Genomic DNA, 24,327 nt, shown 5'->3' with positions numbered 1-24,327 from the left:
ACCCGGCGTCCCGGGGGCGGATGCGGCAGGCTGGGGGCATGCGCCTGGCGACCTGGAACGTCAACTCGGTGAAGGCCCGCCTACCTCGGCTGCTGGAGTGGCTGGCCGACACCGGGCCGGACGTCGTCTGCCTGCAGGAGACCAAGTGCCCCGACGGCGCCTTCCCGGTGACCGAGGTGGGCGAGCTGGGCTACACCGTGGCCAGCCACAGCGACGGCCGGTGGAACGGGGTCGCCATCCTGTCCCGGGTCGGGCTGGACGACGTCCGGGTTGGGTTCGCCGGTGACCCCGGCTTTCCCGACCCGGAGGCCCGTGCCATCTCCGCCACCTGCGACGGGGTGCGGCTCTGGTCGGTGTACGTGCCCAACGGCCGGACGCCGGACGACCCGCACTACGCGTACAAGTTGGCCTGGTTCGCGGCGCTGCGCGACGCGCTGGAGGCGGAGTTGGCCAGCGGGCTCCCGCTGGCCGTCAGCGGCGACTTCAACGTCGCCCCGACCGACGCCGACGTCTGGGACCCGGCGGTCTTCACCCACTCCACGCATGTCACCCCCGCCGAGCGGGCGGCCCTCGCCGCGCTGCGCGACCTGGGCCTCACCGACGTCGTACCCACCCCGATGAAGGGGCCACACCCCTACACCTACTGGGACTACCGGGCCGGGATGTTCCACCAGAACAAGGGCATGCGAATCGACCTGGTGTACGCGTCCGCGCCGTTCGCTAGGGCGGTTCGCTCGGCGTACGTGGACCGGGAGGCCCGCAAGGGCAAGGGCCCCTCCGACCACGCGCCCATCGTGGTCGACGTGGACCTGGTGCCGGTGGTCGAGGCGTTCTGAGCCGCTGTTCCGTCCCGTTCCGGTGCCACGGGTGGTGGCTTGGCTTCTGGCGCCGCGGGTGGTGGCTAGGGTGGGCAGATGGCAGTCGTGAAGATCAACGCAATCGAGGTCCCGCCCGGTGGCGGCGCGGAGTTGGAGAAGCGGTTCGCCGCCCGAGCCGGCGCGGTGGAAAACTCCCCCGGCTTCCTCGGCTTCGAGCTGCTCCGGCCGGTCGCCGGCGAGACCCGCTACTTCGTGTACACCCGCTGGGAGACCGAGGAGGCCTATCAGGCCTGGGCCGCCGGCCCGTCACGCGCCGCCCACGCCACCGCCCCCGGCGAAAAGCCGCGCCCGCCGGTCGCCACCGGCGCCAGCCTCCTGGAGTTCGAGGTCGCCCTGCACGTCCCGCAGCCCTAGCCAGCCCTCGCGACCCTTGCCAGCGCCCTCGCAGCGCTTGATCCACTCGGTATTGGGGAAATCGGGGTGTCCGAGCCCGTGGGACAACCCGGCATCAAGGATCCCGTGTCGATCTTGCAGGTCGGCGGCGGTCGGGCGGGGTGGGATCAGGGCTTGCGGGAGGACTGCAGGGTGGCGAAGGCGATGACGTTGTCGGCGTAGCCGGTGCGTCCGCCGATGAACTGCCCGCCGCAGGTGATCAGCCGCAACCCGGGTGGCCCGCCGTGGCCGTAGATCCGTTCGCCGGGCAGCTGGTCCTTTGGAAAGTGCTCGACGGTGTCGACCCGGAACACCACCACCGATTCGTCCGCCCGGGCCACCTCGATCAGGTCGCCGGGGTGCAGCTTGCCAAGGTCGTAGAAGACCGACGGGCCGGTCTTGGTGTCGACGTGCCCGACGATCACCGCCGGGCCAGGCTCGCCGGGTGTGGGCCCGCGGTCGTACCAGCCGGTCTCGTTGTGCCGCTCCAACGGCGGTACGGCGATCGAGCCGTCCCGTGCCTGCCCGACGGGTGCCACCGGCGCAGCGACCTTGATCGCCGGTACCGAGAGGCGCACCGGGCGACTGGCCGACATCGCGACCGACTCGCTGCGGGCCGGCCGGTCACCACCGGTCGGGGCCAGGTCGAACGGGCCGACCGACCGGCCGAGGCCCGCCCCGGTCGCGAAGACCCCGGCCAGCACCAGCACCACAGCCAACGGCACCGACCAACGGCTACGGTCGGAAAAACGCCCGGGTGGACGGCTACGCCGAGGCGCGACGGCGGTCGGGGGGCGAGCGGCCACCGCCGGACGACCGGAGGTCAGCGGGCGGTCGTCGTCCCGGCCCTCGTCGTCCAGCGGCCAGCCGTCGTCCAGGCCCTCGTCCAGCGGGCGGTCGAGCGGTGAGCGGCCGTCGAGCGGTGAGCGGGCACCAGCCGGAGGCGGGGACCCGGAAGCAGCTGGCCGGCGGGAACCGGGGGGCGGCGGGGGGTGAAAGATCTCCATGGCAGGTTCAGCGGCGCGCAGTGCCACGGACGGGACGCGGCCGCCGCAGCGCCACCACGCCGAGGATCAACCCGGTGATGGTCAGCGCCGCGCCGCCGGGCAGCAGCAAGCCGCTGGCCACCCCGCCGGCACCCCCACCGAAGCCGGTGGCCGGACCGCGACTGGGCTGCACCGGAATCTTCTTGACCACCTGGAGCATGGTCGACGCGGTCTCGCCGTCACGGCACTCCAGCTTGACCCGGTAGTTGCCGGGTCGGGTGCGCTCGCGCACCATCGGCGCGGCGGTGAGCACCCCGCCCTGCGGCTGCACGCCGACCGCGCCGAAGGCGTCGGAGACAACGGTGGCCCCCGCCGAGTTGTCCCGGCAACTGGCGCGGATGCCGACCAGGTAGCCGGGCTGCACCGTGCTGGGACTCACCTCGACGAAGATGTCCACCGCCGGGGGCGGCTGGGGCGCGCCCCCCGGCGGGCCTTCGGGCTGTAGAGCGGGTGCGACAGCGGCGGGCTGGACGGCGCCGAGCGCCGGGCGCACGAGGCCCTCGGGTTGGACGGCGGCGGGCGCCGGGCGCACCAGGCCCGCGGGCTGGACGGCGGAGACGGTCACGGCCGGAGAGAACGCGGCCACGATCGCGGCCGAAGAGGTCGACGCGGCGGCAGGCTGAGGCGCGGCAAGTGCGGGGGCAGCGGCCAGCAGGGGGCCGACGAGCACGGTCACCACGGACAGGGTCACGCCGCCACGGGTCACTGTCACGATGCCCCCTCTCGACGCCGTGCGGCCGTGTCGGGCAGTGGGGCACCCGACCTGCCGTACCAGTTGGATCCTCTCATTTCCGGTCGCACATCACATCCGATCCGACGGCGGCGTCGCGTACGCTCGGGTCGCTGTGACCGCCACCGACCATGACCCCGCCGTCCCGCCCGCGAGCCGGACGATTCGCACGTTCCACCCCCGCCGGGGTCGGATGAGCGACCGGCAGACCGACGCGCTGGTCCGGCTGTGGCCCGCGTACGGCCTGGATGTGCCGGACGGACCGGTCGTGCCCGTCGACCTGGCCGACCTGTTCGGTCGCCGGGCGCCGGTGGTGCTGGAGATCGGTTCGGGCATGGGCGACAGCACCGCTGCGATGGCTGCCGCCGACCCGGATCGAGATTATCTGGCGGTCGAGGTGCACACGCCGGGAATCGCCAACCTGCTCGACCTGGTGGACCGCGGCGGCCTGAGCAACGTACGGGTGGCGCAGGGCGACGCGTTGTCCCTGGTCAACGGCTTGCCCGAGGGTGTGCTGGACGCCGTACACATCTTCTTTCCGGACCCGTGGCCGAAGGCCCGCCACCACAAGCGGCGGATCATCCAGCCGGCGCACGTGGCGCTGCTGCGGTCCCGGCTGCGGCCCGGCGGCACGCTGCACTGCGCGACCGACTGGGCCGAGTACGCCGAGGCGATGCGGGAGACCCTGGAGGCGGACCCGGGGCTGGTGGACGCGTACGGCGGCTTCGCGCCGCGTCCGGCGCACCGCCCGGTGACGAAGTTCGAGCGGCGGGCGATCACGGCCGGCCGGGCGGTCGCCGACCTGCTCTACCGCCGACGGTGACCGCCGGGGGGTCCGCAACGGCCGGCAGCCGGTCCAGAGAGGCGTTCGGGACGCCCGGACGGGGGTCCGGCGGGGGCCGGGTTGGCGCCCGAGGGCATGATCCAGGCACCATGGACAGGCTATGACGCTCACCGCCGCGCTGCCGCCAAGCGCAGACCCCGACACCCTCTTCGACGCGTTCGCCGGTTGGGCGAAGGAGCGCGGCCTCGACCTCTACCCCCATCAGGAGGAGGCGGTCATCGAGATCGTCTCCGGCGCCAACCTGATCATGAACACGCCCACCGGCTCGGGTAAGAGCCTGGTGGCGGTCGCCGCGCACTTCGCGGCCCTCGCGGACAGCCGGACGACCTTCTACACCGCGCCGATCAAGGCGCTGGTGTCGGAGAAGTTCTTCGCCCTGTGCGAGGTCTTCGGCGCCGAGAACGTCGGCATGCTCACCGGCGACGCCAGCGTCAACGCCGATGCCCCGATCATCTGCTGCACGGCGGAGATCCTGGCCAACCTGGCGCTGCGCGAGGGCGCGAAGGCCGACGTCGGCCAGGTGATCATGGATGAGTTCCACTTCTACGCCGAGCCCGACCGGGGTTGGGCCTGGCAGGTGCCGATCATCGAGCTGCCGCAGGCCCAGTTCGTCCTGATGTCCGCCACCCTGGGGGACACCACCCGCTTCGTCGACGACCTGACCCGGCGTACCGGGCGGCCGACCGCCGTCGTGCGCTCGGCCGAGCGGCCGGTCCCGCTCATCTTCTCGTACGCGATGACGCCGCTGCACGAGACGCTTGAGGAACTGCTGGAGACCAAGCAGGCCCCGGTGTACGTGGTCCACTTCACCCAGGCCGCCGCGCTGGAACGCGCCCAGGCTCTGATGAGCGTCAACGTCTGCTCCCGCGCCGAGAAGGACATGATCGCCGAGGCGATCGGCGGCTTCCGGTTCACCTCCGGCTTCGGCAAGACGCTGTCCCGGCTGGTCCGGCACGGCATCGGCGTGCACCACGCCGGCATGCTGCCCAAGTACCGCCGTCTGGTGGAAACCCTCGCCCAGGCCGGCCTACTCAAGGTCATTTGCGGCACCGACACCCTCGGTGTCGGCATCAACGTGCCCATCCGCACCGTGCTGTTCACCGGCCTGTCCAAGTACGACGGGGTGCGTACCCGGCTGCTCAAGAACCGGGAGTTCCACCAGATCGCCGGGCGGGCCGGCCGGGCCGGTTACGACACCATCGGCCGAGTCGTGGTGCAGGCTCCCGAGCACGTCATCGACAACGAGAAGGCCCTCGCCAAGGCCGGCGACGACCCGAAGAAGCGCCGCAAGGTGGTCCGCAAGAAGCCGCCGGAGGGCTCGATCGGCTGGGGTCGGCCCACCTTCGACCGACTGGTCGACGCCGAGCCGGAGCCGCTGACCTCCAGCTTCCAGGTCAGCCACTCGATGCTGCTCAACGTGATCAGCCGCCCCGGGGACGCGTTCGCCGCGATGCGGCACCTGCTCACCGACAACCACGAGGATGCCGCCGCGCAGCGTCGGCACATCCGCCGGGCGATCGCCATCTACCGCGCGCTGCGCGCAGGCGAGGTGGTCGAGGAACTACCTGAGCCGGACGAGACCGGCCGGCGGGTCCGGCTCACCGTCGACCTCCAGCTCGACTTCGCCCTCAACCAGCCGCTCTCCCCCCTCGCCCTGGCCACCATCGAGCTGCTCGACGCCGAGTCCCCGTCGTACGCCCTGGACGTCCTCTCGGTGATCGAGTCGATCCTCGACGACCCCCGGCAGATCCTCTCCGCGCAGCAGTTCAAGGCGCGCGGCGAGGCGGTGGCCGCGATGAAGGCCGAGGGCATCGAGTACGAGGCCCGCCTCGAACTGCTCGACGAGGTGACCCACCCGAAGCCCCTCGCGGAGCTGCTGGAGGCCGCGTACGAGATGTACCGGCAGAGCCAGCCGTGGGTCGCCGACCATGAGCTCTCCCCCAAGGCCGTGGTCCGCGACATGTACGAGCGGGCGATGACCTTCACGGAGTACGTGCAGTTCTACGGGCTGACCCGCTCGGAGGGCCTCGTCCTGCGCTACCTTGCCGACGCGTACAAGACGCTGCGGCAGACTGTGCCCGAGGACGCCAAGACCGAGGAGCTGATCGACCTCATCGAGTGGCTGGGCGAGCTGGTCCGCCAGGTCGACTCCAGCCTCATCGACGAGTGGGAGCGGCTGCGCAACCCGTCCGACGTGGCCGAGGTGGCACAGGCGCACGCCGCCCTGACCGATCGGCCACCGGCGGTGACCCGCAACGCGCGGGCGTTCCGGGTGCTGGTGCGCAATGCGCTGTTCCGCCGCGTCGAGCTGGCTGCGCTACGCCGTTGGGATCTGCTCGCCGAGCTGGACGCCGGCGACGGCTGGGACTACGACGCGTGGGCCGACGCACTGCGGCCGTACTTCGAGGCGTACGACTCGATCGGCGTCGGGCCGGACGCCCGGGGGCCCGCGCTGCTCATGATCGAGCAGGGCCGGGAGCGGTGGACGGTCCGACAGATCTTCGACGACCCGGACGGCGACAACGACTGGGGCATCAGCGCCGAGATCGACCTGGTCGCCTCGGACGAGGTCGGCGCGGCGGTCGTGCGGATCACCGATGTCGGCCAGCTCTGACGTGCCTGCCCTTGTGCGCCCGTCCGATGCCGACCGGCCTTGGGCCGAGCGGTGCCGGGCAATCCAGCGGATCGCCTGGGGCCAGGACGAACAGGGTCGCACCCACGACCAGCAGCAGACCCGCGCCGAGGGCAGTTGGTGATCGCCGTCGCCACGATCGGATCTTGATCATGGGCGCTCCTGCGCTGAGGTGAGCCGGAGTGAGTCGACTCTGCCGGCGCGACGCCCTGATGGCGATCACGGGTGCCTGCCGCCGCGTCACTCGGAGGCAGAAACGGCCGGTGGGCCTGGGGCAGCTGCTGTCGGCGGCGACGTGCCTGCGGTGGCCCCGTGACACCCGCCCCACAGGGCGAATCGTCCGGTCATCCGGATGCGGCCCGCCCCCTCGACTTCGCTGGGCAATGTCAGACCCGTCGATTAGAATGTATGTACTAATCAAGATCCTGACCTGGGAGGACGCCCATGACTGCGCCCGCCTCCACGCCCCTCACCCCCTACGCCACACTGCTCGGTTTCACCCGCTACGTCGACCGCACCGGCCCCACCAAGGCGATTTTCGTGGGCGGGCTGCGCAAGCAGCGCGCCAGCCGGTCCGGCTTCAACCCGCACGGCCAGTTCGTCAAGGCGCTCAAGGCCGACATCGCCTTCCACACCGGCGGCACGCACCTGACCGGGGTGGTCGACGTGGTCAAGCCACGGTGGCGTCCGCTCTACCAGGCGCTCGTTCCCGGCGCCACGACCTGGCTGCACTCCCTCGGCGAGCCGGCCGCCGTCGACCTCGCCCAGACCCGCGACGCCCTGGCCATGCTGGGTGACCTGCCCGTCAAGATCAACCCCCACTTCGGGGTACGCCACGCCGACGGCCGCGCCGAAGCGGTCCGCCTGCACTTCGACGAGACCCCACCGAGCGAGGAGTCGGTGCTCGCCACCCTGCATCTGATGGCCCGACACATGGACGCGGTGCTCCCGCACGCTGAGCCCGTCCTGGTCGACGTGCGCCGCGGCCTGGCCCACCGCATGCCCAGCGACGCCAAGCCCGACCAGATCGAACGTTGGCTGTCCGGCGAAGCCGCCGCCTTCCGCGCCATCTGGTCCACCGCCGCCTAACCACCACCCGCCAGCCCCGCGCCAACCCACCTGCCCGCCTGCCCGCCGGGACGGCGGGACGCCTGCCCGCCGGGGCGCCGGGCATGATCACGCTCGATCCAGGGATGTAGTGGCCTCGCGTTCTCGGGAGGCCACTACATCCACGTTCGAGCGTGATCATGGGGACAGCGGCGTGCACCGACGCGAGGTGGGATCCATGGTTATCCACAGGGGCAGCGTCGCGTGCGGGTCATCGACCAGCCTGGAGCCATGCCGAAAGCTCCTTGACGGCCGCCGCAGTTGCGTGGTCGGGTCTTCCGCGGCTCAGTCGCGGTCTCGCGCGGTCTGCTGACCCGAAACGACCTGCGTAGCTCAGCGTGGCGGCCACTCTTCCGAGACGTCTATGCCGATTCCCAGGTCAAAGTCACACACAGGGTCAGGCGCGCCGCCGTCGGGCGCTGGCTGATCCCACCCGGAGCGGCCATTGCGGGGCGCTCTGCAGCGGCCTTGTACGGCTGCGCGGCACCGACTCCGAGCGAGCCAGTCGACGTGCTGGTTCCCAGCGAAGCCCGAATCGGGGCGACTACCGGCCTGCGGGTCCACCATGGGCAGATCGATCCCGGCGACACGACGAACCGGGCAGGGCTCAGGGTGACCAGCCCCACGCGGACCTGCTGGGATCTCGCCCGTTGGCTTGATGTGGTCGAGGCGGTGGTCGTCATCGACACCATGCTGGCCAGCCGGCTTACCGACGTGCCAGCCCTGCGCGAGTATGCGCTCAGTCGGGCCGGTCGGCGTGGCTGGCGGTCGCTGCTGCGTGCGGTCGATCTGGCCGACGCTGGCGCGGAGTCACCCCAGGAATCCCGCACACGGGTGCGGTTGGTGCTCGCCGGCCTGCCCAGGCCTCAGACGCAGTGGGTCGTAGCCAACCAGGGCCGGTTCGTGGCCCGGCTCGACCTGGCCTGGCCACAGTTCAAGGTCGCGGTGGAGTATGACGGGCTCTGGCACAACGATCCCGAGCAGCTCCATCGGGACCGCCGACGGCTCAACCGACTTCTCGGCGGCAACTGGATCGTGCTGCACGTGACTGCCAGGCGCCTCCGGGATGACTTCGACGGATTCCTCGCCGAGGTCAGGGCTGCCCTGCGAACGCGCTCCCGCTCGCCCTGGGCACAATGATCGCGCTCGAACACAGAAGTAGTGGCCTCCCAATCGGTGGAGGCCACTACTTCCTGGATCGAGCGCGATCACGCGCCGACCCGGCGCCGGCACGGCCGGCGCGGGGTGCGCGGAGGCTCCGTGTGGGTGGCACGGAGCGCTGAGAGGTCAGGCGGCGGGGAGGTACTTGGTCAGGTCTTCGAGGATCTTGTTGGCGGCGCCGACGCCGATGCCGGTCATCCAGACCTCGTCGGAGACGGGGTACGCCTTGCCGGCCTTGACGGCGTTGAGGCCCTTCCAGAGGGTCCCGCCGGCCACCTTGGTCTGCTCGGCAGCGGCCTTGTCGCCGTACGCGGTCACGAAGATGACGTCACCGTCGACCTCGTTGATCCGCTCGGGGCTGACCAGGTCGAAGCGCTTGTCCTCCTTGTTGGCGAGCAACTGTCGCTCGGGACGGCCCAGACCGGTGTCGCCGATGACGATGCCGGAGAACGAGTCCGGGCCGTACACCCGGATGTTGCCGGGCAGGAACCGCACGATCGACACCTTGAGCGCGGCGGCGTCGCCGAGGGTGGCGCCGAAGTCCTTGGCCCGCTTCTCGTACGCGCCGAGCAGGTCCTTGGCCTGCTGCTCGCGGCCGAGCGCCTTACCGTCGAGAAGGAGGTTGTCCTTCCAGGTGATGCCCACCTTGTCGGTGAACACGGTCGGCGCGATGGCGGCCAGCTCGTCGTAGAACTTCTCCTGGCGGAACTTGCTGCCGAGGATGAGGTCCGGCTTCAGTGCGTTGATCGCCTCCAGGTCGGGCTCGGTGAGCACCCCGACCTCCTTGATGCCGGCGAGCTTGTCCGCGCCGAAGTACGTCGGCCAGCTCTTGGCCTCACCGGCGGTCGCGGCGCCAACGGGCGTGATGCCCAGCGAAAGCGCCGTGTCGATCTTGTCGGTGTCGAGCACGACGACACGCTTGGGCTCGGCCGGGACCTTGGTGGTGCCCATGGCGTGGGTGATCTCCCGGGTCTCCCCGGTGGTGGAGCCGGCGACCGGGTCGCTCTCACCGCAGGCGGTGAGTCCGACGCCGAGGGCGGCGGCCGCGGCGAGAGCGGCGACGAGACGACGCATCAGAGTCCTTTCGAGGGGTAGGAGCCGGCGAGCAGGGTGGCCGCATCGCCGCTGGCGGGTCGGGCGTCCGGCACGGACGCCGTCGACGAATCGGGGCCACCCGCGTCGGCAGACGCGACGACCGGGCCATCTGCGTCACCAGAGGCGACAGCCGGGACGGCAGCGTCGGCGGACGGGGTGACCGGGGCGGAGGGGCCCCCGTTGTACGCGGGCACCACCAGCGGCGCGCCGGTCACCGGACAGGGCACGACCACGCAGGCCAGCCCGAAGACATCGCGGACCAGGTCGGCGGTGAGGATCTCCCGGGGCGGTCCGGCGGCCACCACGGCACCGTCGCGCATCGCGACCAGATGGTCGGCGTAGCGGGCGGCCTGGTTCAGGTCGTGCAGCACGGCGACCACGGTCCGGCCCCGCTCGACGCGCAGCCGGTGCAGGAGGTCCAGCACCTCCACCTGGTGTGCCAGGTCGAGGAAGGTGGTCGGCTCGTCCAGCAGCAGGGCGTCGGTGTCCTGGGCGAGCGTCATGGCGATCCACACCCGCTGCCGCTGGCCGCCGGAGAGGCTGTCCACCGGCCGGTCGGCCAGGTCGGTCACGTCAGCCAGGGCCATCGCCTGCTCCACCGCCGCGCCGTCCTCCGACGACCACTGCCGCCACCAGCGTTGGTAGGGCTGCCGGCCGCGCCCGACCAGGTCTGTCACGGTGACGCCCTCGGGCACCAGCGGGCTCTGCGGCAGGACGCCGAGCCGCCGGGCGACGTCCCGGGTCGGCAGGTCGCGGATCGCGGTGCCGTCCAGCAGCACCGTTCCCCGGCGCGGAGTGAGCAGCCGGGCCATCGTGCGCAGCAGGGTGGACTTGCCGCACGCGTTCGGTCCGACGATCACGGTGAACGCGTCGGTCGGCAGGTTCAGGTCGAGCCCGTCGAGCACGGTCCGCTCGTCGTAGCCGGCGACCAGGTCGCGGGTGGAGAGCATCACACGACTCCTTAGAGGCGTCACGACGACCGCCGTCGGCCGCGCAGCAGCAGGAAGATCAGGTACGGGCCACCGATCGCGGCGGTCAGCACACCGGCGGGCAGTTGGGTGGGTGCGAACAGCCGGCGGCCGGCCAGATCGGCCAGCACCAGCAACAACGCGCCGAGCAGCGCCGCGCAGACCAGTGGTGGCCGTTCGGCGCGGACCAGCCGGCGGGCGACCTGCGGGGCGACCAGCGCCACGAAGTCCACGGCGCCGACCTGGGCGGTGACCATCGCGGCGACGAGCACACCGGTGCCGGCAAGGCCGATCCGGCGGGCCGCCGGGCGCAGCCCGACGCCCCGGGCGGTGTCGTCGTCCAGGGCGGTGCTGTTCAGCGCCCAGCCGGCCCAGGCCAGCACCGGCAGCAGCACCAGCAGCGTGCCACCGATCCAGGCGGCCTCGGTCCAGCCTTTGCCGGCCAGGGTGCCGATCAGCCAGATCTGGGCGCGCAGCCCGTCGATCGGGTCGGCGGTGAGCATGACCACCTCGGTGAGCGCCCGGAAGCCGAAGGCGACCGCCACCCCGGCGAGCACGAACCGCTGCGCGGCCAGCCCGTGCCGGGCACCGAGGGCGAACAGCAGCACCGCCGCGAGCAGCCCGCCCACCAGCGCGGTGGGCGCCACCAGCACCGCGGCCATTCCGCTGGTCAGGGCCACGGTCGCGGCGAGACCGGCGCCCTGGGTGATGCCGATGACGTCCGGGCTGGCGAGCGGGTTGCGGGCCACGCTCTGGATCAGCGTGCCAGCCACGCCGAAGGCCGCGCCGGCCACCGCGGCCAGCACGACCCGCGGCAGCCGAAGGTGAAGGACAACCAGGTCGTACGGGGTGCTGGCACCGGAGAGGGCGCGCAGCACGTCGGCCGGGGCGACGTACGGGGTGCCCAGCGAGAGGCTGAGCACGACAGCCAGCAGGAGCAACCCGGTCAGCACGGCGGCCACCAGCACTGCGCGGCGGCGGATCAGCAGGCTGACCGGACCGATGCGCAGCTGCGACCGCCCGGGCAGCCGGGCGTGGTCGGCCCCAGGCGAAACGGCGGCCGCGATGGCCGACAAGCCAGAGAGGCCGGGCGAGCCAGGCAAGCCGGAAGGGCCGGGCGGGTCAGAGGGGCCGGGGTCAGAAGGGCCGGACCGGTCAGAAGGGCCGGACGGACGGTGGGTGGCCGTCACGCGGTCACCACCCGGGCCCGGCGGACCAGCACGGCCAGCAGCGGCGCACCGATCAGCGCGGTGACGATCCCGGCCGGGATCTCGCCGGGCGGGGCGACGAGCCGGCCGATGATGTCGGCGCCGAGCAGCAGCGCAGGCCCGAGCAGGGCGGAGACGGCGAGGGTCCAGCGGTGGTCCGCGCCGACCAGGGCGCGGGCGAGGTGCGGCACGGCCAACCCGACGAAGGCGACCGGCCCGGCCGCCGCCACCGCAGCCCCGGTCAGCAGCACGGCGGCGAGGCCGCCACCGAGGCGGACCAGGCCGATCCGGTGGCCGAGACCGCGGGCCACGTCGTCGCCGAGGGCCAGCGCGTCCAGACCTCGGGCCACCAGGGCGGCCAGCACCAACCCGACGAGGACGAAGGGCAGCACCTGCGCGACGACCGACAGGTCCCGACCGGCCAGCCCGCCGACCACCCAGAACCGGTACTCCTCGAAGGTGCGGGCGTCGATGCTGAGCAGCGCGTACACCCCGGAGGCGAGGCTGGCGTCGAGGGCCGCGCCGACCAGCGCGAGGGTGACCGGGCTGGCGCCCTCGCGGGCTCGGGTGGCGATGGCGAAGACCAGCAGCCCGGCGATCAGCGCACCGGCGATGCCGAACCAGACGTACCCGGCGAGCGTGCCGATGCCGAAGACGGAGATGGCGAGCACCACGCCGAACGACGCTCCCGCGCTGATGCCGAGGATGCGGGGCTCGGCGAGAGGGTTGCGGGTGAGTGCCTGGAACAACACGCCAGCCACGGCGAGCGCGAGCCCGACGGCGAGGCCGAGGGCGGTACGCGGCATCCGCAGCTCACGAACGATGGTGCTGGCGTCGCTGCCGTCCGGCGCGACGAGAGCGTGCCAGACCTGGTCGACGCCGAGTTGCCGGCTGCCGAGCGCGAAGCTGGCCAGCACGGCGAGCAGCAGCACCAGCGCAGCCCCGACGGTGACGGTCACCCGACGCCCGGTGCGAGTGCTGGCCAGACTCCGGGTCGGCCGGCTGGCGAGGGTGGTCACGAATCTCCTGCACGATCGGGCTTAGGTTCGCCTAACCTTAGCCGACCTGCGGAAAGTGACCTAACCGGCGTCGGTCGATGCCGTCCCGGTTTCGGGCACGCCCAACGAGCCGCCGTCCCCGGCCACCGCACCGCCGCGCGGCAGTACGTTCAGCGGCCGCATCATCTCGTTGTCCTCGTGTTCCAAGAGGGCGGCCTGCCCGAACGTCGCTCGGCCGAGCCGCATGACGCGGACGGCAGCAAGGGCGACAGAAGGTGAATCATGCCCATAGGAGGGACATACTGATTCAGTAGGGCCATAGGGTGTCGACATGCGATTCGACCAGCACACGGTCGTCCTCCTGGTTCGACCGTCGGATCCGCCGGAGCTGCCGCAGGACGCGATCGACCGCTTGCAGGACGCGCACCTGGCCCACCAGGCGGGGCTCGTGGAGCAAGGGCTGGTGCTCGCGACCGGGCCGTTCCTGCACCCCGACGACGACCGGCTGCGGGGCTTCATCGTGCTGTCCATCGCCCCGGACGAGGCTCGCACGCTCTACGCCAACGACCCGGCCGTGCGGGCCGGCCGCCTGTCCGTGTCCGTGATGAGCTGGCTGGTCCCGGAGGGCAACGTGCGGTTCGAGGGTGTGCCGATCCCCCGGTCGATGCTGGAGGCGGCGGCCGGCGACTGACCGGCCGGGCCGAGCGGGCCGATCCGGTCAGTCGCCGGCCGACCGGCCGGGCCGAGCGGGCCGAGCGGGCCGGTCCGGTCAGCTGGCTGCGGGGCTCGGGGGCAGCTCTCCGATCGGGACCACCCGCAGGGCGTCCATCTCGCCGACGATCACGCGCAGTGACGGGAAGTAGTCCCGCAGCACCTGCTGGCACCGGTCACACGGCGGGACGACCTCGCGTCCCCGGTCAGCGACCGTGACGATCGTCTCCAGCCCGGTCACGCCCTGCGTCGCGGCCGTGCCGATCACGACCAGTTCCGCGCAGGATCCCCCGGTGACGTGGTGGACGTTCACGCCCGTGAAGACCCGCCCGTCGGCGGTCCGGGCCGCCGACGCGACGGTGTGGTGCTGGCTGCGGCAGCGCAGTTTGGAAACCGCCGTGGCGGCCTGCACCAACGCCCGGTCGGTGTCCCGCAGCTCCATCCCGGCCCCCCAGCGCTCGACGTCGGCCGCCAACTCTAGGTCCCGCGGCCGTCGAAGGACCGGCCGGGCGGTAACCCGCGGGCGGTACGACGTCGGGCTGCCTATCCTTGCGTACGACATGCAGAATCCAGCCGCATCCGCCGCGACCGACACGGTTCGCGAGCTGCACAGCCGCCTCACCCCTCTGATGTTCCGCGACCAGCGCCGGCTCCAGCGGCGCCTCGACGGTGCCCGCAAGCTGCGCGACCCGCAGCGCCGGGAGGCGGCACTGACCGAGATCACCGCCGAGCTGGTCCGGGCCGAGCAGCGGCTCGCCACCCGCCGGGCGGCGGTGCCCGTGATCACGTACCCGCCGGGGTTGCCGGTCAGTGAGCGCAAGGACGACATCGCCGCCGCCATCCGTGATCACCAGGTGGTGATCGTGGCGGGCGAGACCGGCTCCGGCAAGACCACCCAACTGCCCAAGATCTGCCTGGAGTTGGGGCGCGGGGTGCACGGCCTGATCGGGCACACCCAGCCCCGACGGTTGGCCGCCCGGACGGTGGCCGACCGGATCGCCGACGAGTTGGGCACCGAGTTGGGTGACGTGGTCGGCTACAAGGTGCGCTTCAGCGATCAGGTCAGCGAGCGCAGCCTGGTCAAGCTGATGACCGACGGCATCCTGCTGGCCGAGGTGCAGACCGACCGGATGCTGCGCCAGTACGACACCCTGATCATCGACGAGGCACACGAACGCAGCCTCAACATCGACTTCATCCTCGGTTACCTGCGGGAGCTGCTGCCCCGACGGCCCGACCTCAAGGTGATCATCACCTCGGCGACCATCGAGACCGACCGGTTCGCCCGACACTTCGCCGGGCCACCGACCGCCGACGAGCCGGAGGGCGTAGCGGCGCCGGTGGTCGAGGTCTCGGGCCGCACCTACCCGGTGGAGGTGCGCTACCGGCCGCTCGTCGAGCTCGCCGAGGACGAGGAGGACAGCGACGGTGACGAGGAGACCATCCGCGACCAGGTCCAGGCGATCGGTGACGCCGTCGCGGAGTTGGCCGCCGAGGGCCCTGGCGACATCCTGGTCTTCCTCAGCGGTGAGCGGGAGATTCGGGACACCGCCGACGCGCTCGGCAAGCTGGTGCAGACGAAACGCTCGCTGCTCGGCACCGAGATCCTGCCGCTGTACGCCCGGCTGTCCAGCGCCGAACAGCACCGGGTCTTCGCCGCGCACAGCTCACGCCGGGTGGTGCTCGCCACCAACGTCGCGGAGACCTCGCTGACCGTGCCCGGCATCAAGTACGTGGTGGACCCGGGCACCGCGCGCATCTCCCGCTACTCCAGTCGGCTCAAGGTGCAGCGGCTGCCGATCGAGCCGATCTCCCAGGCGTCTGCCAACCAGCGCAAGGGCCGCTGCGGCCGGACGTCGGACGGCATCTGCATTCGCCTCTACGACGAGCAGGACTTCGGATCCCGGCCCGAGTTCACCGATCCGGAGATCCTCCGCACCAACCTGGCGTCGGTCATCCTCCAGATGACCGCGATCGGGCTCGGCGACCTCGCCGCGTTCCCGTTCATCGACCCGCCGGACAAGCGCAACATCACCGACGGCGTCAACCTGCTGCACGAGTTGGGCGCGTTGGACCCGACCGAGGCGGACCCGGCGAAGCGGCTCACCGCGCTGGGCCGTCGCCTGGCGCAACTGCCGGTCGATCCGCGACTGGCCCGGATGGTGGTCGAGGGCGAGCGCAACGGCTGCGCCACCGAGGTGCTGGTGATCGCCGCCGCGCTCTCCATCCAGGATCCGCGCGAGCGGCCGGCGGAGAAGCAGGCCCAGGCAGACCAGGCGCACGCCCGGTTCGCCGACAAGGAGTCGGACTTCGTCGCCTTCCTCAACCTCTGGCGCTATGTGCGGGAGCAGCAGCGGGAGCTGTCCTCCAGCGCGTTCCGCCGGATGTGCAAGGCGGAATACCTGAATTACCTGCGGATCCGCGAGTGGCAGGACATCGTCAGCCAACTGCGCCAGGTGCTACGTACCCCGCAGGAGGGTGACCGGCGTGGCGGACGGCCGGCGCGCGACACCCCGGGCGACGCGGACGCGGGCGGAGGTGCGAGTCGCCGCGGCGGTGCCGACCTGCCGGAGGAGATCGACACCCCGAAGGTGCACCAGTCGCTGCTACCCGGCCTGTTGTCACACGTGGGCCTGAAGGATGCCCAGAAGCACGAGTACCTGGGCGCGCGGGGCGCGAAGTTCGGGCTGTTCCCCGGCTCGGCGCTGTTCAAGAAGCCGCCGCGCTGGGTGATGGCCGCCGAGTTGGTGGAGACCTCCCGGCTCTGGGGCCGCATCGCCGGCCGGGTCGAGCCGGAGTGGGTCGAACCGCTCGCACAGCACCTGGTCAAGCGCAGCTACAGCGAGCCGCACTGGGAGAAGAAGCAGGCCGCGGTGATGGCCTACGAGAAGGTCACCCTGTACGGCGTCCCGCTGGTCACCTCCCGCAAGGTCAACTTCGGGCGGATCGACCCGACGCTGAGCCGGGAGTTGTTCATCCGGCACGCCCTTGTCGAGGGCGACTGGCAGACCCATCACCAGTTCTGGGCGGACAACAAGCGGCTGCTCGCCGAGATCGAGGAATTGGAGAGCCGGGCCCGACGTCGGGACATCCTGGTCGACGACGAGACCATCTTCGGCTTCTACGATCAGCGGATCCCGGCCGACGTGTCCTCCGGCCGGCACTTCGACAGCTGGTGGAAAACGACCCGCCGGGAGCGGCCCGACCTGCTCACCTTCACCCGTGACGTGCTGGTCAACGACGGCCGGCCGGGGGTCGACGAGGACGACTACCCGGACGAGTGGCAGACCCAGGGGGTGACTCTGCCACTGACGTACCGGTTCGAGCCGGGCACGCCGACCGACGGCGTCACCGTGGACATCCCGCTGCCGCTGCTCAACCAGGTGCCGGCGGAGAGCTTCGACTGGCAGGTGCCGGGGCTGCGCGAGGAGACGGTGATCGCGCTGATCCGCTCGCTGCCCAAGGCGGTGCGCCGCAACTTCGTCCCGGTGCCGGACTTCGCCCGGGCCGCCCTGGCGGCGATCACCCCCGGCGAGGAGCCGTTGCTGGACGCGCTCACCCGGCAGCTGCGCCGGATGACCGGCGTCACCGTCCCCCGAGACGCGTGGGAGCCGGCCAAACTCCCGGCCCACCTGCGGGTCACCTTCCGGGTCCTCGACGACGAGGACAAGCCGGTCGCCGAGGGCAAGGACCTGCCGGCCCTGCAACGCCAGCTCCGCCAGGAGGTACGCCAGGTCGTGGCGGCCGCCGCGCCGGAGGTGGCCCGGACCGGGCTGCGCGAGTGGAGCATCGGCACCCTGCCGCGGACCATCGAGCAGGTTCGCGCGGGCTACGCGGTGACCGCGTACCCGGCGCTGGTCGACGAGGGCGCCGCGGTCGGGGTGAAGGTGTTCGACTCCCCTGCCGAGGCGGAGGCGGCGCACTGGGCCGGCACCCGCCGACTGCTGCGGCTCACCGTGCCGTCCCCGGCGCGGTTCCTGCAGGGGCGGCTGAACAACGAGGCGAAGCTGGCGCTGAGCCGCAACCCGCACGGCGGCGTGCAGGAGCTGATCGAGGACGCGGCGGGCGCGGCCATCGATCGTCTGATCGGTGCCGCCGGTGGGCCGGCGTGGGACGCCGAGGGGTTCGCGGCGCTACGCGAGAAGGTCCGGGTCGACCTGGTCGACACCGTGGTCGAGGTGATGGACCGGGTGCGCAAGGTGCTCGCCGCCGGGTACGCCGTCGAGCAGCGGCTCGGCGCCACCCGCAACCTCGCCGTGGTGGCCGCGCTGGCCGACATCCGTAACCAGCTCGCCGGGCTGGTGCACGCCGGGTTCATCACCGAGACCGGATACTCGCGGCTGCCCGACCTGCTGCGCTACCTCACCGCCATCGAGCGCCGGTTGGACCGCCTCGGCGGCAACCCGCAGCGGGACCGCCAGCAGCAGGACCGGGTCGCGGTGGTGCAGAAGGAGTACGCCGACCTGCTCGCCGCCCTGCCGCCGGCGCGTCGGCAGGAGACGGCCGTCCGGCAGATCCGCTGGATGATCGAGGAGTTGCGGGTGAACGTCTTCGCCCAGGCGCTGGGCACCCCGTACCCCGTCTCGGAGCAGCGGATCTACCGGGCGATGGACGACGTCGAGGGCCGCTGACCCGGCCGGGCCGGGTCAGCGGCCGGAGCCGGGACGGTCAGCGAGCCTGGACGGAGTACACCCTGGCGGCCGGGACACCGCGGACGGCGGTGGCCAACGGCGCGCTGCGGGGCTCCGCGGCGGTGAACGCCCACCAGGCTCGGTTCTCCCGGTACCAGTGGAAGACCTCGCTCAGCCCGTCCTCGAACCGGATCTGCGGCTCGAAGCCGAGCTCGTCGGAGATCTTGCGGTAGTCCAGCGAGTAACGCTTGTCCTGCACCTTACGGTCCGGCACGTGCCGGACCCGGTCCCAATCGGCACCCGCCAGCCGGAGGATCTGCTCGGCGAGGTCGCGGTTGGTGAGCTCGATGTCGCCGCCGATGTTGTAGACCTCGCCAGCGCGACCCTTGGCCAGCACCAGCGCGATGGCCCGGCAGTGGTCGTCCACGTGCAACCACTCACGGACCGCGCTGCCGTCGCCGTGCAAGGTGATGTCCTGGCCGGTGAGCAGGCTCGTGACGAAGCGCGGGATGACCTTTTCCACGTGCTGGTACGGCCCGTAGTTGTTGGCGCAGCGGGTGATCGACACGTCCACGTCGTAGGTACGCCAGTAGGAGCGGACCACGTGGTCGCTGGCGGCCTTGGACGCCGCGTACGGGGAGTTGGGCTCCAACACGCAGCTCTCGTTCCAGGAACCCTCACTGATCGAGCCGTACACCTCGTCGGTGGAGACGTGCACGACTCGGCCGACGCCGCTGCGGGCACACGCCGCCATCAGGTGATGCGAGCCCATCACGTTGGTCTCGAAGAACGGCGACGGATCGTCGATGGACCGGTCGACGTGGGACTCGGCGGCGAAGTGCACCACGGCGTCGTGCCCTGGTACCACGTCGGCGAGCAGCTGTCGGTCGCAGATGTCCCCGCGGACGAACGTCAGGCGGGGGTGCGTGGCCGGCAGGTTGGCCCGATCACTGGCGTACGTCAGCTTGTCGATCACCGTGACGTCGCAGTGCTCGAACCCGGCGTAGCACCCGCCGAGCAGACTGCGCGCGAAATGCGATCCGATGAAGCCAGCACCACCGGTAACCAGGATCCTCATGTCTAGCCTCCCTGCCGGCGAAACGCCCGCCGGTGAGCCGTTACAAGATGAATGAGTGTTTTGCCCTATGCAAGACTCCACCCTAGGTGACCGGACCGGACATTGAGGCCGATGTTGCAAGCTTAAGGTCGAATTAACCCAGCAAGGACGAACGGGACGATCAGGGCGACTGGTCGGTCAATCGATACGGACTGCCCGGCCGACGCACACCCAGCGATCGGCGGGTGACGGGCCGACACCCGCCGGTCTAACGAGGCTCGACACCGGGCGGAAGCTCACCCCGGTCGATCGCCGACTGGATGTAGTCGAGCAGGATCCGCCGCAGCTCCCGGCCGGCGTGGGTGGGCACGACGTCACGTCGGCGTGCCACCGCGATGGTCCGCCGCACCCCGGGCGGCGCGAGGGGGGTGATCCGCACGCCCGGCCGGCGGGCCACCACGATGCCCGGCACCAGCGCGATGCCGAGCCCCGCCTCGACGAAGCTGAGCACCGCGTCCATCTCGCCGCCGTCCACCGCGAAGGTTGGCTCGAAGCCCGCCTCCCGACACGCCTGGATGGTGGCGTCGCGCAGGTCGTAGCCCTCGCGGAACATCACCATCGGCTGGTCCCGCAGGTCGGTGATGCGCAGCTCCCCGGTTGCCGACGCGGTCGGAACCTCCCCCACCGAGGCCACCACCAGGCTCTCGCGCAGGATCTCCTCAACGCGCAGACCCGGGTCGGCACCCTGGGCCGGCATGATGATCAGGGCCAGGTCGAGGTCGCCGCGGAGCAGGTCGCGCACCAGGTCCTGGGATCCGCTCTCCTCGACGCGAAGGTCGATGGTGGGGTGCGCGTCCCGAAACCGGCGCAGCACCGGCGGGGCGAGCGAGGTGGCCAGACTCGGGGTGGCGCCGAGCCGGATCCGGCCCCGGCGCAGCCCGACCAACTCCTGGACCTCCCGGGTCGCGGTCTCCACGTCGGCGAGGATCCGGGTGGCCAACGGCAGCAGCACCTCACCCGCCGCGGTGAGCGCGATGTTGCCCCTTAGCCGCTCGAACAACGGCGCCCCGAGGTCGGCCTCCAGAGCGTGAATTTGCTTACTGAGAGACGGCTGAGTTATGCCAACGATGTCGGCGGCCTGGGTGAAATGTCGTACTTCGGCCACCGCAACGAAGTACCGGAGCTGATGGAGCTGCATCTAAATAGCCTACGGCTATCAACACTACGGGTTTGATGCATTGGACGACTAATCAGAGTGCTCCTAGCGTCGGTCTCGTGGTAATCACGAAAACTCGGTCGCCCATCCGCTCGAACGTCGGCCTCAAAGCCGTCATGGCGGTGACGGGCATCCTGCTGGCGCTGTTCCTGATCGCCCACATGCTCGGAAACCTGAAGGTGTTCACGGGGGAGACCTCGTTCGACCACTACGCGCACTGGCTGCGCGACATCGGCAAGCCGCTGCTGCCCGGCGTCTGGTTCCTGTGGATCCTGCGCACCATGCTGGTGGTGGCCGTCGTCGCCCACATCGTGGCCGCCACCGTGCTGGCCATGCGTGCCCGTGCCGCCCGCCCGGTCAGGTACGCCCACCGCACGAAGGTCAACGGCAGCTACGCGGCCCGCACGATGCGCTGGGGTGGAGTGATCATCCTGCTCTTCGTGATCTACCACATCCTGGACCTGACCACCGGCACGCTGAACCCGGTCGGCGACGCCAGCAAGCCGTACGGCAACGTCGTCGCCGACTTCGCGCCGGAGCGCTGGTACGTCACGCTCTTCTACACGCTCGCCATCCTCGCGGTGGGTTTCCACCTGCGGCACGGCGCGTTCAGCGCGTTCCGCAGCCTCGGCCAGCAGACGCCGCGCGGCGAGCGCCGAGCGCGCGCCGCAGCGCTGATCTTCGCCGTGGTGCTCAGCGCCGGGTACCTGGCGGTCCCGTTCGCCGTACTCACCGGATTGGTGTCCTGACATGGAACTCTTCACCGAGGGCGACCCGATCGCCGACACCAGGGCTCCCGCCGGCCCGGTCGAGAAGCGTTGGGAGACCCGGCGCTTCGAGGCCAAGCTGGTCAACCCCGCCAACCGCCGCAAGATGACGGTGCTCGTGGTCGGCACCGGCCTGGCCGGCGGCTCGGCCGCGGCGACCCTGGCTGAGCAGGGCTACCACGTCAGGTCCTACTGCTACCAGGACAGCCCGCGCCGGGCGCACTCCATCGCGGCACAGGGCGGCATCAACGCGGCGAAGAACTACCGCAACGACGGCGACTCCGTACACCGGCTGTTCTACGACACCGTCAAGGGCGGCGACTTCCGCTCCCGGGAGTCGAACGTGCACCGGCTCGCCGAGGTCTCGGTCAACATCATCGACCAGTGCGTCGCCCAGGGTGTGCCGTTCGCCCGTGAGTACGGCGGACTGCTGGACACCCGCTCCTTCGGTGGCGCCCAGGTGCAGCGCACCTTCTACGCCCGGGGCCAGACGGGCCAGCAGCTGCTGCTCGGCGCGTACCAGGCGCTGGAGCGGCAGATCGGCCTGGGCAACGTGGAGATGAACACCCGGCACGAGATGCTCGAGCTCGTCCTCGTGGACGGCAAGGCCCGGGGCATCGTCGTCCGGGACCTGGTCACCGGCGAGATCAGCACCGAGATGGCCGACGCCGTGGTGCTCGCCTCCGGCGGCTACGGCAACGTCTTCTACCTCTCCACCAACGCCAAGGGCTGCAACGTCACCGCCACCTGGCGGGCGCACCGCAAGGGCGCGTACTTCGCCAACCCCTGCTACACGCAGATCCACCCGACCTGCATCCCGGTCTCCGGCGACCACCAGTCGAAGCTGACCCTGATGAGCGAGTCGCTGCGCAACGACGGCCGGGTGTGGGTGCCGAAGACCAAGGGCGACGACCGCAACCCCCGCGACATTCCGGAGAACGAGCGGGACTACTACCTGGAGCGGATCTACCCGTCCTTCGGCAACCTGGTCCCCCGGGACATCGCCTCCCGGGCCGCGAAGAACGTCTGCGACGAGGGCCGGGGCGTCGGGCCGACCAAGCTCGGCGTCTACCTCGACTTCGCCGACGCGATCAACCGGCTGGGCCGCAAGGCCATCGAGGCCAAGTACGGCAACCTCTTCGAGATGTACGAGCGGATCACCGGCGAGGACCCGTACGAGGTGCCGATGCGGATCTACCCCGCCGTGCACTACACGATGGGCGGCCTGTGGGTCGACTACGACCTCCAGTCGAGCATCCCCGGCCTGTTCGTGATCGGTGAGGCAAACTTCTCCGACCACGGCGCGAACCGGCTCGGCGCCTCGGCGCTGATGCAGGGCCTCGCCGACGGCTACTTCGTGCTGCCCACCACCATCGCCAACTACCTGGCCTCGGGCCCGTTAAAGAAGGTCGACGCCAGCCACCCGGCGGCCGTCGAGGCACGCACCGACGTCGAGAACCGCGTCCAGCGGCTGCTCGCAATCGACGGCGACCGGACCGTGGACTCGTTCCACCGGGAGCTGGGCCAGATCATGTGGGAGCACTGCGGCATGGAACGCAGCGAGGCCGGGCTGCGCAAGGCGATCGACGAGATTCGCGCCCTGCGCGAGGCGTTCTGGCAGCGGGTCAAGGTGTCCGGCACCGGCGAGGAACTCAACCAGTCGCTGGAGAAGGCTGGCCGGGTTGCCGACTTCTTCGAACTGGCCGAGCTGATGTGCATCGACGCCCTGCACCGCGAGGAGTCCTGCGGCGGCCACTTCCGGGCCGAGCACCAGACCCCCGACGGTGAGGCGCAGCGCGACGACGACCGGTTCGCGTACGTGGCGGCCTGGGAGTTCACCGCCGAGGGCAAGCCCTCGGTGCTGCACAAGGAAGACCTGAAGTTCGAGTACGTCCACCCCACGCAGCGGAGTTACAAGTGAACCTGACCCTGCGCATCTGGCGCCAGAAGGGCCCTGAGGACAAGGGTCGGATGGTGACCTACCCGGTCGACGACGTATCGCCGGACATGTCGTTCCTGGAGATGCTCGACGTGCTCAACGAGCGGCTGATCCTCGCCGGCGAGGACCCGGTGGCGTTCGACCACGACTGCCGCGAGGGCATCTGCGGCATGTGCGGCCTGATGATCAACGGTGACGCGCACGGGCCGCAGCGCGGCACCACGGCGTGCCAGCTGCACATGCGGCAGTTCTCCGACGGCGAGACGATCGACATCGAGCCGTGGCGGGCCAGCGCCTTCCCGGTCGTCAAGGACCTGGTGGTCAACCGGAACGCCTTCGACAGGATCATCGCCGCCGGTGGTTACGTCACCGCGCCGACCGGCAGCGCGCCCGAGGCGCACTCGACCCCGGTGGCCAAGGCCAACGCGGACGCCGCTTTCGAGTCGGCGGCCTGCATCGGCTGCGGTGCGTGCGTGGCGGCCTGCCCGAACGGCTCCGGCATGCTCTTCACCGCCGCCAAGCTCACCCAGCTCTCGCTGCTGCCGCAGGGCCAGCCGGAGCGCTACACGCGGGTGATCGGCATGGTCGACGCGCACGACGAGGCCGGCTTCGGCGGCTGCACCAACGCCGGTGAGTGCACGGTGGTCTGCCCGAAGGGCATCCCGCTGAACACCATTGGTCGACTCAACCGCGACTACCTCAAGGCGACCGCCATCCGCGGCGACACCCCGGGCTCCTGAGCCGACGGCGGGGTCCCCGCCACGATCCGCGCCGAGGCCGCCGTACCCCCATCGGGAGTGCGGCGGTCTCGGCGTTTGCGCGTCCAACCCGCAGCAGTGGTGGGAGCGCTTCCAGAAATCGCCGCACATCGATTGACGAAGGGAAATGTTATCGATAACACTGACGGGATCCTGCCGTCTGGCGACATGACACCCCGTCCGCCCCCGCCGTCCGTCGCCGGCAAGGC

Annotated in this window: 21 protein-coding genes; 11 read left to right on the top strand and 10 right to left on the bottom strand. The window is 71.1% G+C overall.

All coding sequences use genetic code 11. The features are described 5' to 3' along the window. The first annotated feature begins 38 nt into the window (after positions 1–38). A complete protein-coding gene (locus OG811_RS21005; protein WP_406068085.1) occupies positions 39–836 on the top strand; it encodes an exodeoxyribonuclease III in 798 nt (265 codons plus the stop codon). Positions 837–914: 78 nt separating this feature from the next. Further along, positions 915–1,232, top strand: a complete 318-nt coding sequence (locus OG811_RS21000) for an antibiotic biosynthesis monooxygenase family protein (protein WP_406068084.1) — start codon at positions 915–917, stop codon at positions 1,230–1,232. A 146-nt stretch (positions 1,233–1,378) separates the two neighbouring features. Here the strand turns inward: OG811_RS21000 and OG811_RS20995 are convergent, their stop codons facing one another. Together OG811_RS20995 and OG811_RS20990 are read right to left on the bottom strand one after the other, a co-directional pair. Then, complete coding sequence (locus OG811_RS20995) at positions 1,379–2,077, bottom strand: class F sortase (protein ID WP_406075836.1); 699 nt, start codon at positions 2,075–2,077, stop codon at positions 1,379–1,381. 187 nt (positions 2,078–2,264) lie between these two features. Further along, positions 2,265–3,011, bottom strand: a complete 747-nt coding sequence (locus tag OG811_RS20990; protein WP_406075834.1) for a hypothetical protein — start codon at positions 3,009–3,011, stop codon at positions 2,265–2,267. Positions 3,012–3,141: 130 nt separating this feature from the next. Between OG811_RS20990 and trmB the strand changes: the two genes are divergently transcribed. The 4 genes from trmB to OG811_RS20970 all read left to right on the top strand — a co-directional run bounded on the left by trmB (position 3,142) and on the right by OG811_RS20970 (position 8,749). Beyond that, positions 3,142–3,849, top strand: a complete 708-nt coding sequence (trmB, locus tag OG811_RS20985; RefSeq protein ID WP_406068082.1) for a tRNA (guanosine(46)-N7)-methyltransferase TrmB — start codon at positions 3,142–3,144, stop codon at positions 3,847–3,849. Between the two features lie 121 nt (positions 3,850–3,970). Further along, positions 3,971–6,484 (top strand): DEAD/DEAH box helicase, encoded by a 2,514-nt coding sequence (locus tag OG811_RS20980; RefSeq protein WP_406068081.1) that lies wholly within the window; start codon positions 3,971–3,973, stop codon positions 6,482–6,484. Positions 6,485–6,946: 462 nt separating this feature from the next. Continuing rightward, positions 6,947–7,591 (top strand): hypothetical protein, encoded by a 645-nt coding sequence (locus tag OG811_RS20975; RefSeq protein WP_406068079.1) that lies wholly within the window; start codon positions 6,947–6,949, stop codon positions 7,589–7,591. 630 nt (positions 7,592–8,221) lie between these two features. Beyond that, positions 8,222–8,749: a hypothetical protein gene (locus tag OG811_RS20970; RefSeq protein ID WP_406068078.1), complete on the top strand. Its 528-nt coding sequence runs from the start codon at positions 8,222–8,224 to the stop codon at positions 8,747–8,749. A 147-nt stretch (positions 8,750–8,896) separates the two neighbouring features. On the opposite strand, the gene OG811_RS20965 is transcribed toward OG811_RS20970, so the two are convergent. The 5 genes from OG811_RS20965 to OG811_RS20945 form a co-directional block, all read right to left on the bottom strand. Then, on the bottom strand, positions 8,897–9,844 hold the full coding sequence (locus tag OG811_RS20965; protein ID WP_406068077.1) for an ABC transporter substrate-binding protein: 948 nt from the start codon (positions 9,842–9,844) through the stop codon (positions 8,897–8,899). After that, complete coding sequence (locus tag OG811_RS20960; RefSeq protein WP_406068076.1) at positions 9,844–10,815, bottom strand: ABC transporter ATP-binding protein; 972 nt, start codon at positions 10,813–10,815, stop codon at positions 9,844–9,846. The genes OG811_RS20965 and OG811_RS20960 overlap by 1 nt, the downstream gene beginning before the upstream one ends. A 20-nt stretch (positions 10,816–10,835) precedes the next feature. Continuing rightward, positions 10,836–11,909, bottom strand: a complete 1,074-nt coding sequence (locus OG811_RS20955) for a FecCD family ABC transporter permease (protein ID WP_406068074.1) — start codon at positions 11,907–11,909, stop codon at positions 10,836–10,838. 110 nt (positions 11,910–12,019) lie between these two features. Continuing rightward, a complete protein-coding gene (locus tag OG811_RS20950) occupies positions 12,020–13,060 on the bottom strand; it encodes a FecCD family ABC transporter permease (RefSeq protein ID WP_406068072.1) in 1,041 nt (346 codons plus the stop codon). Between the two features lie 60 nt (positions 13,061–13,120). Next, the gene (locus OG811_RS20945) at positions 13,121–13,285 is read right to left on the bottom strand and encodes a hypothetical protein (protein WP_406068071.1); all 165 of its coding nucleotides are present in this window, start codon (positions 13,283–13,285) and stop codon (positions 13,121–13,123) included. A gap of 85 nt (positions 13,286–13,370) precedes the next feature. Here OG811_RS20945 and OG811_RS20940 point away from each other — a divergent pair, with 85 nt between their 5' ends. Further along, a complete protein-coding gene (locus tag OG811_RS20940; protein WP_406068070.1) occupies positions 13,371–13,730 on the top strand; it encodes a YciI family protein in 360 nt (119 codons plus the stop codon). Between the two features lie 78 nt (positions 13,731–13,808). Here the strand turns inward: OG811_RS20940 and OG811_RS20935 are convergent, their stop codons facing one another. Then, positions 13,809–14,225: a cytidine deaminase gene (locus OG811_RS20935; RefSeq protein ID WP_406068069.1), complete on the bottom strand. Its 417-nt coding sequence runs from the start codon at positions 14,223–14,225 to the stop codon at positions 13,809–13,811. 85 nt (positions 14,226–14,310) lie between these two features. On the opposite strand from OG811_RS20935, the gene hrpA reads away from it, so the two are divergent. Next, a complete protein-coding gene (gene hrpA / locus OG811_RS20930; protein WP_406068067.1) occupies positions 14,311–18,381 on the top strand; it encodes an ATP-dependent RNA helicase HrpA in 4,071 nt (1,356 codons plus the stop codon). Between the two features lie 37 nt (positions 18,382–18,418). On the opposite strand, the gene rfbB is transcribed toward hrpA, so the two are convergent. Beyond that, positions 18,419–19,459, bottom strand: a complete 1,041-nt coding sequence (gene rfbB / locus OG811_RS20925) for a dTDP-glucose 4,6-dehydratase (RefSeq protein ID WP_406068066.1) — start codon at positions 19,457–19,459, stop codon at positions 18,419–18,421. 247 nt (positions 19,460–19,706) lie between these two features. Continuing rightward, entirely contained in the window at positions 19,707–20,636 is a 930-nt protein-coding gene (locus OG811_RS20920; RefSeq protein ID WP_406068064.1) for a LysR family transcriptional regulator, read from the bottom strand. Between the two features lie 35 nt (positions 20,637–20,671). Between OG811_RS20920 and OG811_RS20915 the strand changes: the two genes are divergently transcribed. Genes OG811_RS20915 through OG811_RS20905 form a run of 3 tightly spaced genes read left to right on the top strand, consistent with a single transcriptional unit; the run spans position 20,672 to position 24,100 of the window. Beyond that, a complete protein-coding gene (locus tag OG811_RS20915; RefSeq protein ID WP_406068062.1) occupies positions 20,672–21,403 on the top strand; it encodes a succinate dehydrogenase cytochrome b subunit in 732 nt (243 codons plus the stop codon). Between the two features lies 1 nt (position 21,404). Next, positions 21,405–23,342 (top strand): fumarate reductase/succinate dehydrogenase flavoprotein subunit, encoded by a 1,938-nt coding sequence (locus tag OG811_RS20910; RefSeq protein ID WP_406068061.1) that lies wholly within the window; start codon positions 21,405–21,407, stop codon positions 23,340–23,342. Further along, positions 23,339–24,100 (top strand): succinate dehydrogenase/fumarate reductase iron-sulfur subunit, encoded by a 762-nt coding sequence (locus OG811_RS20905; RefSeq protein WP_406068060.1) that lies wholly within the window; start codon positions 23,339–23,341, stop codon positions 24,098–24,100. The genes OG811_RS20910 and OG811_RS20905 overlap by 4 nt, the downstream gene beginning before the upstream one ends. Positions 24,101–24,327: the final 227 nt, after the last annotated feature.

Origin of the sequence: Micromonospora sp. NBC_01638 (assembly GCF_045209745.1) — a bacterium.
Classification (GTDB): Bacteria; Actinomycetota; Actinomycetes; order Mycobacteriales; family Micromonosporaceae; genus Micromonospora.
This window is presented reverse-complemented; position numbering and strand designations above follow the sequence as displayed.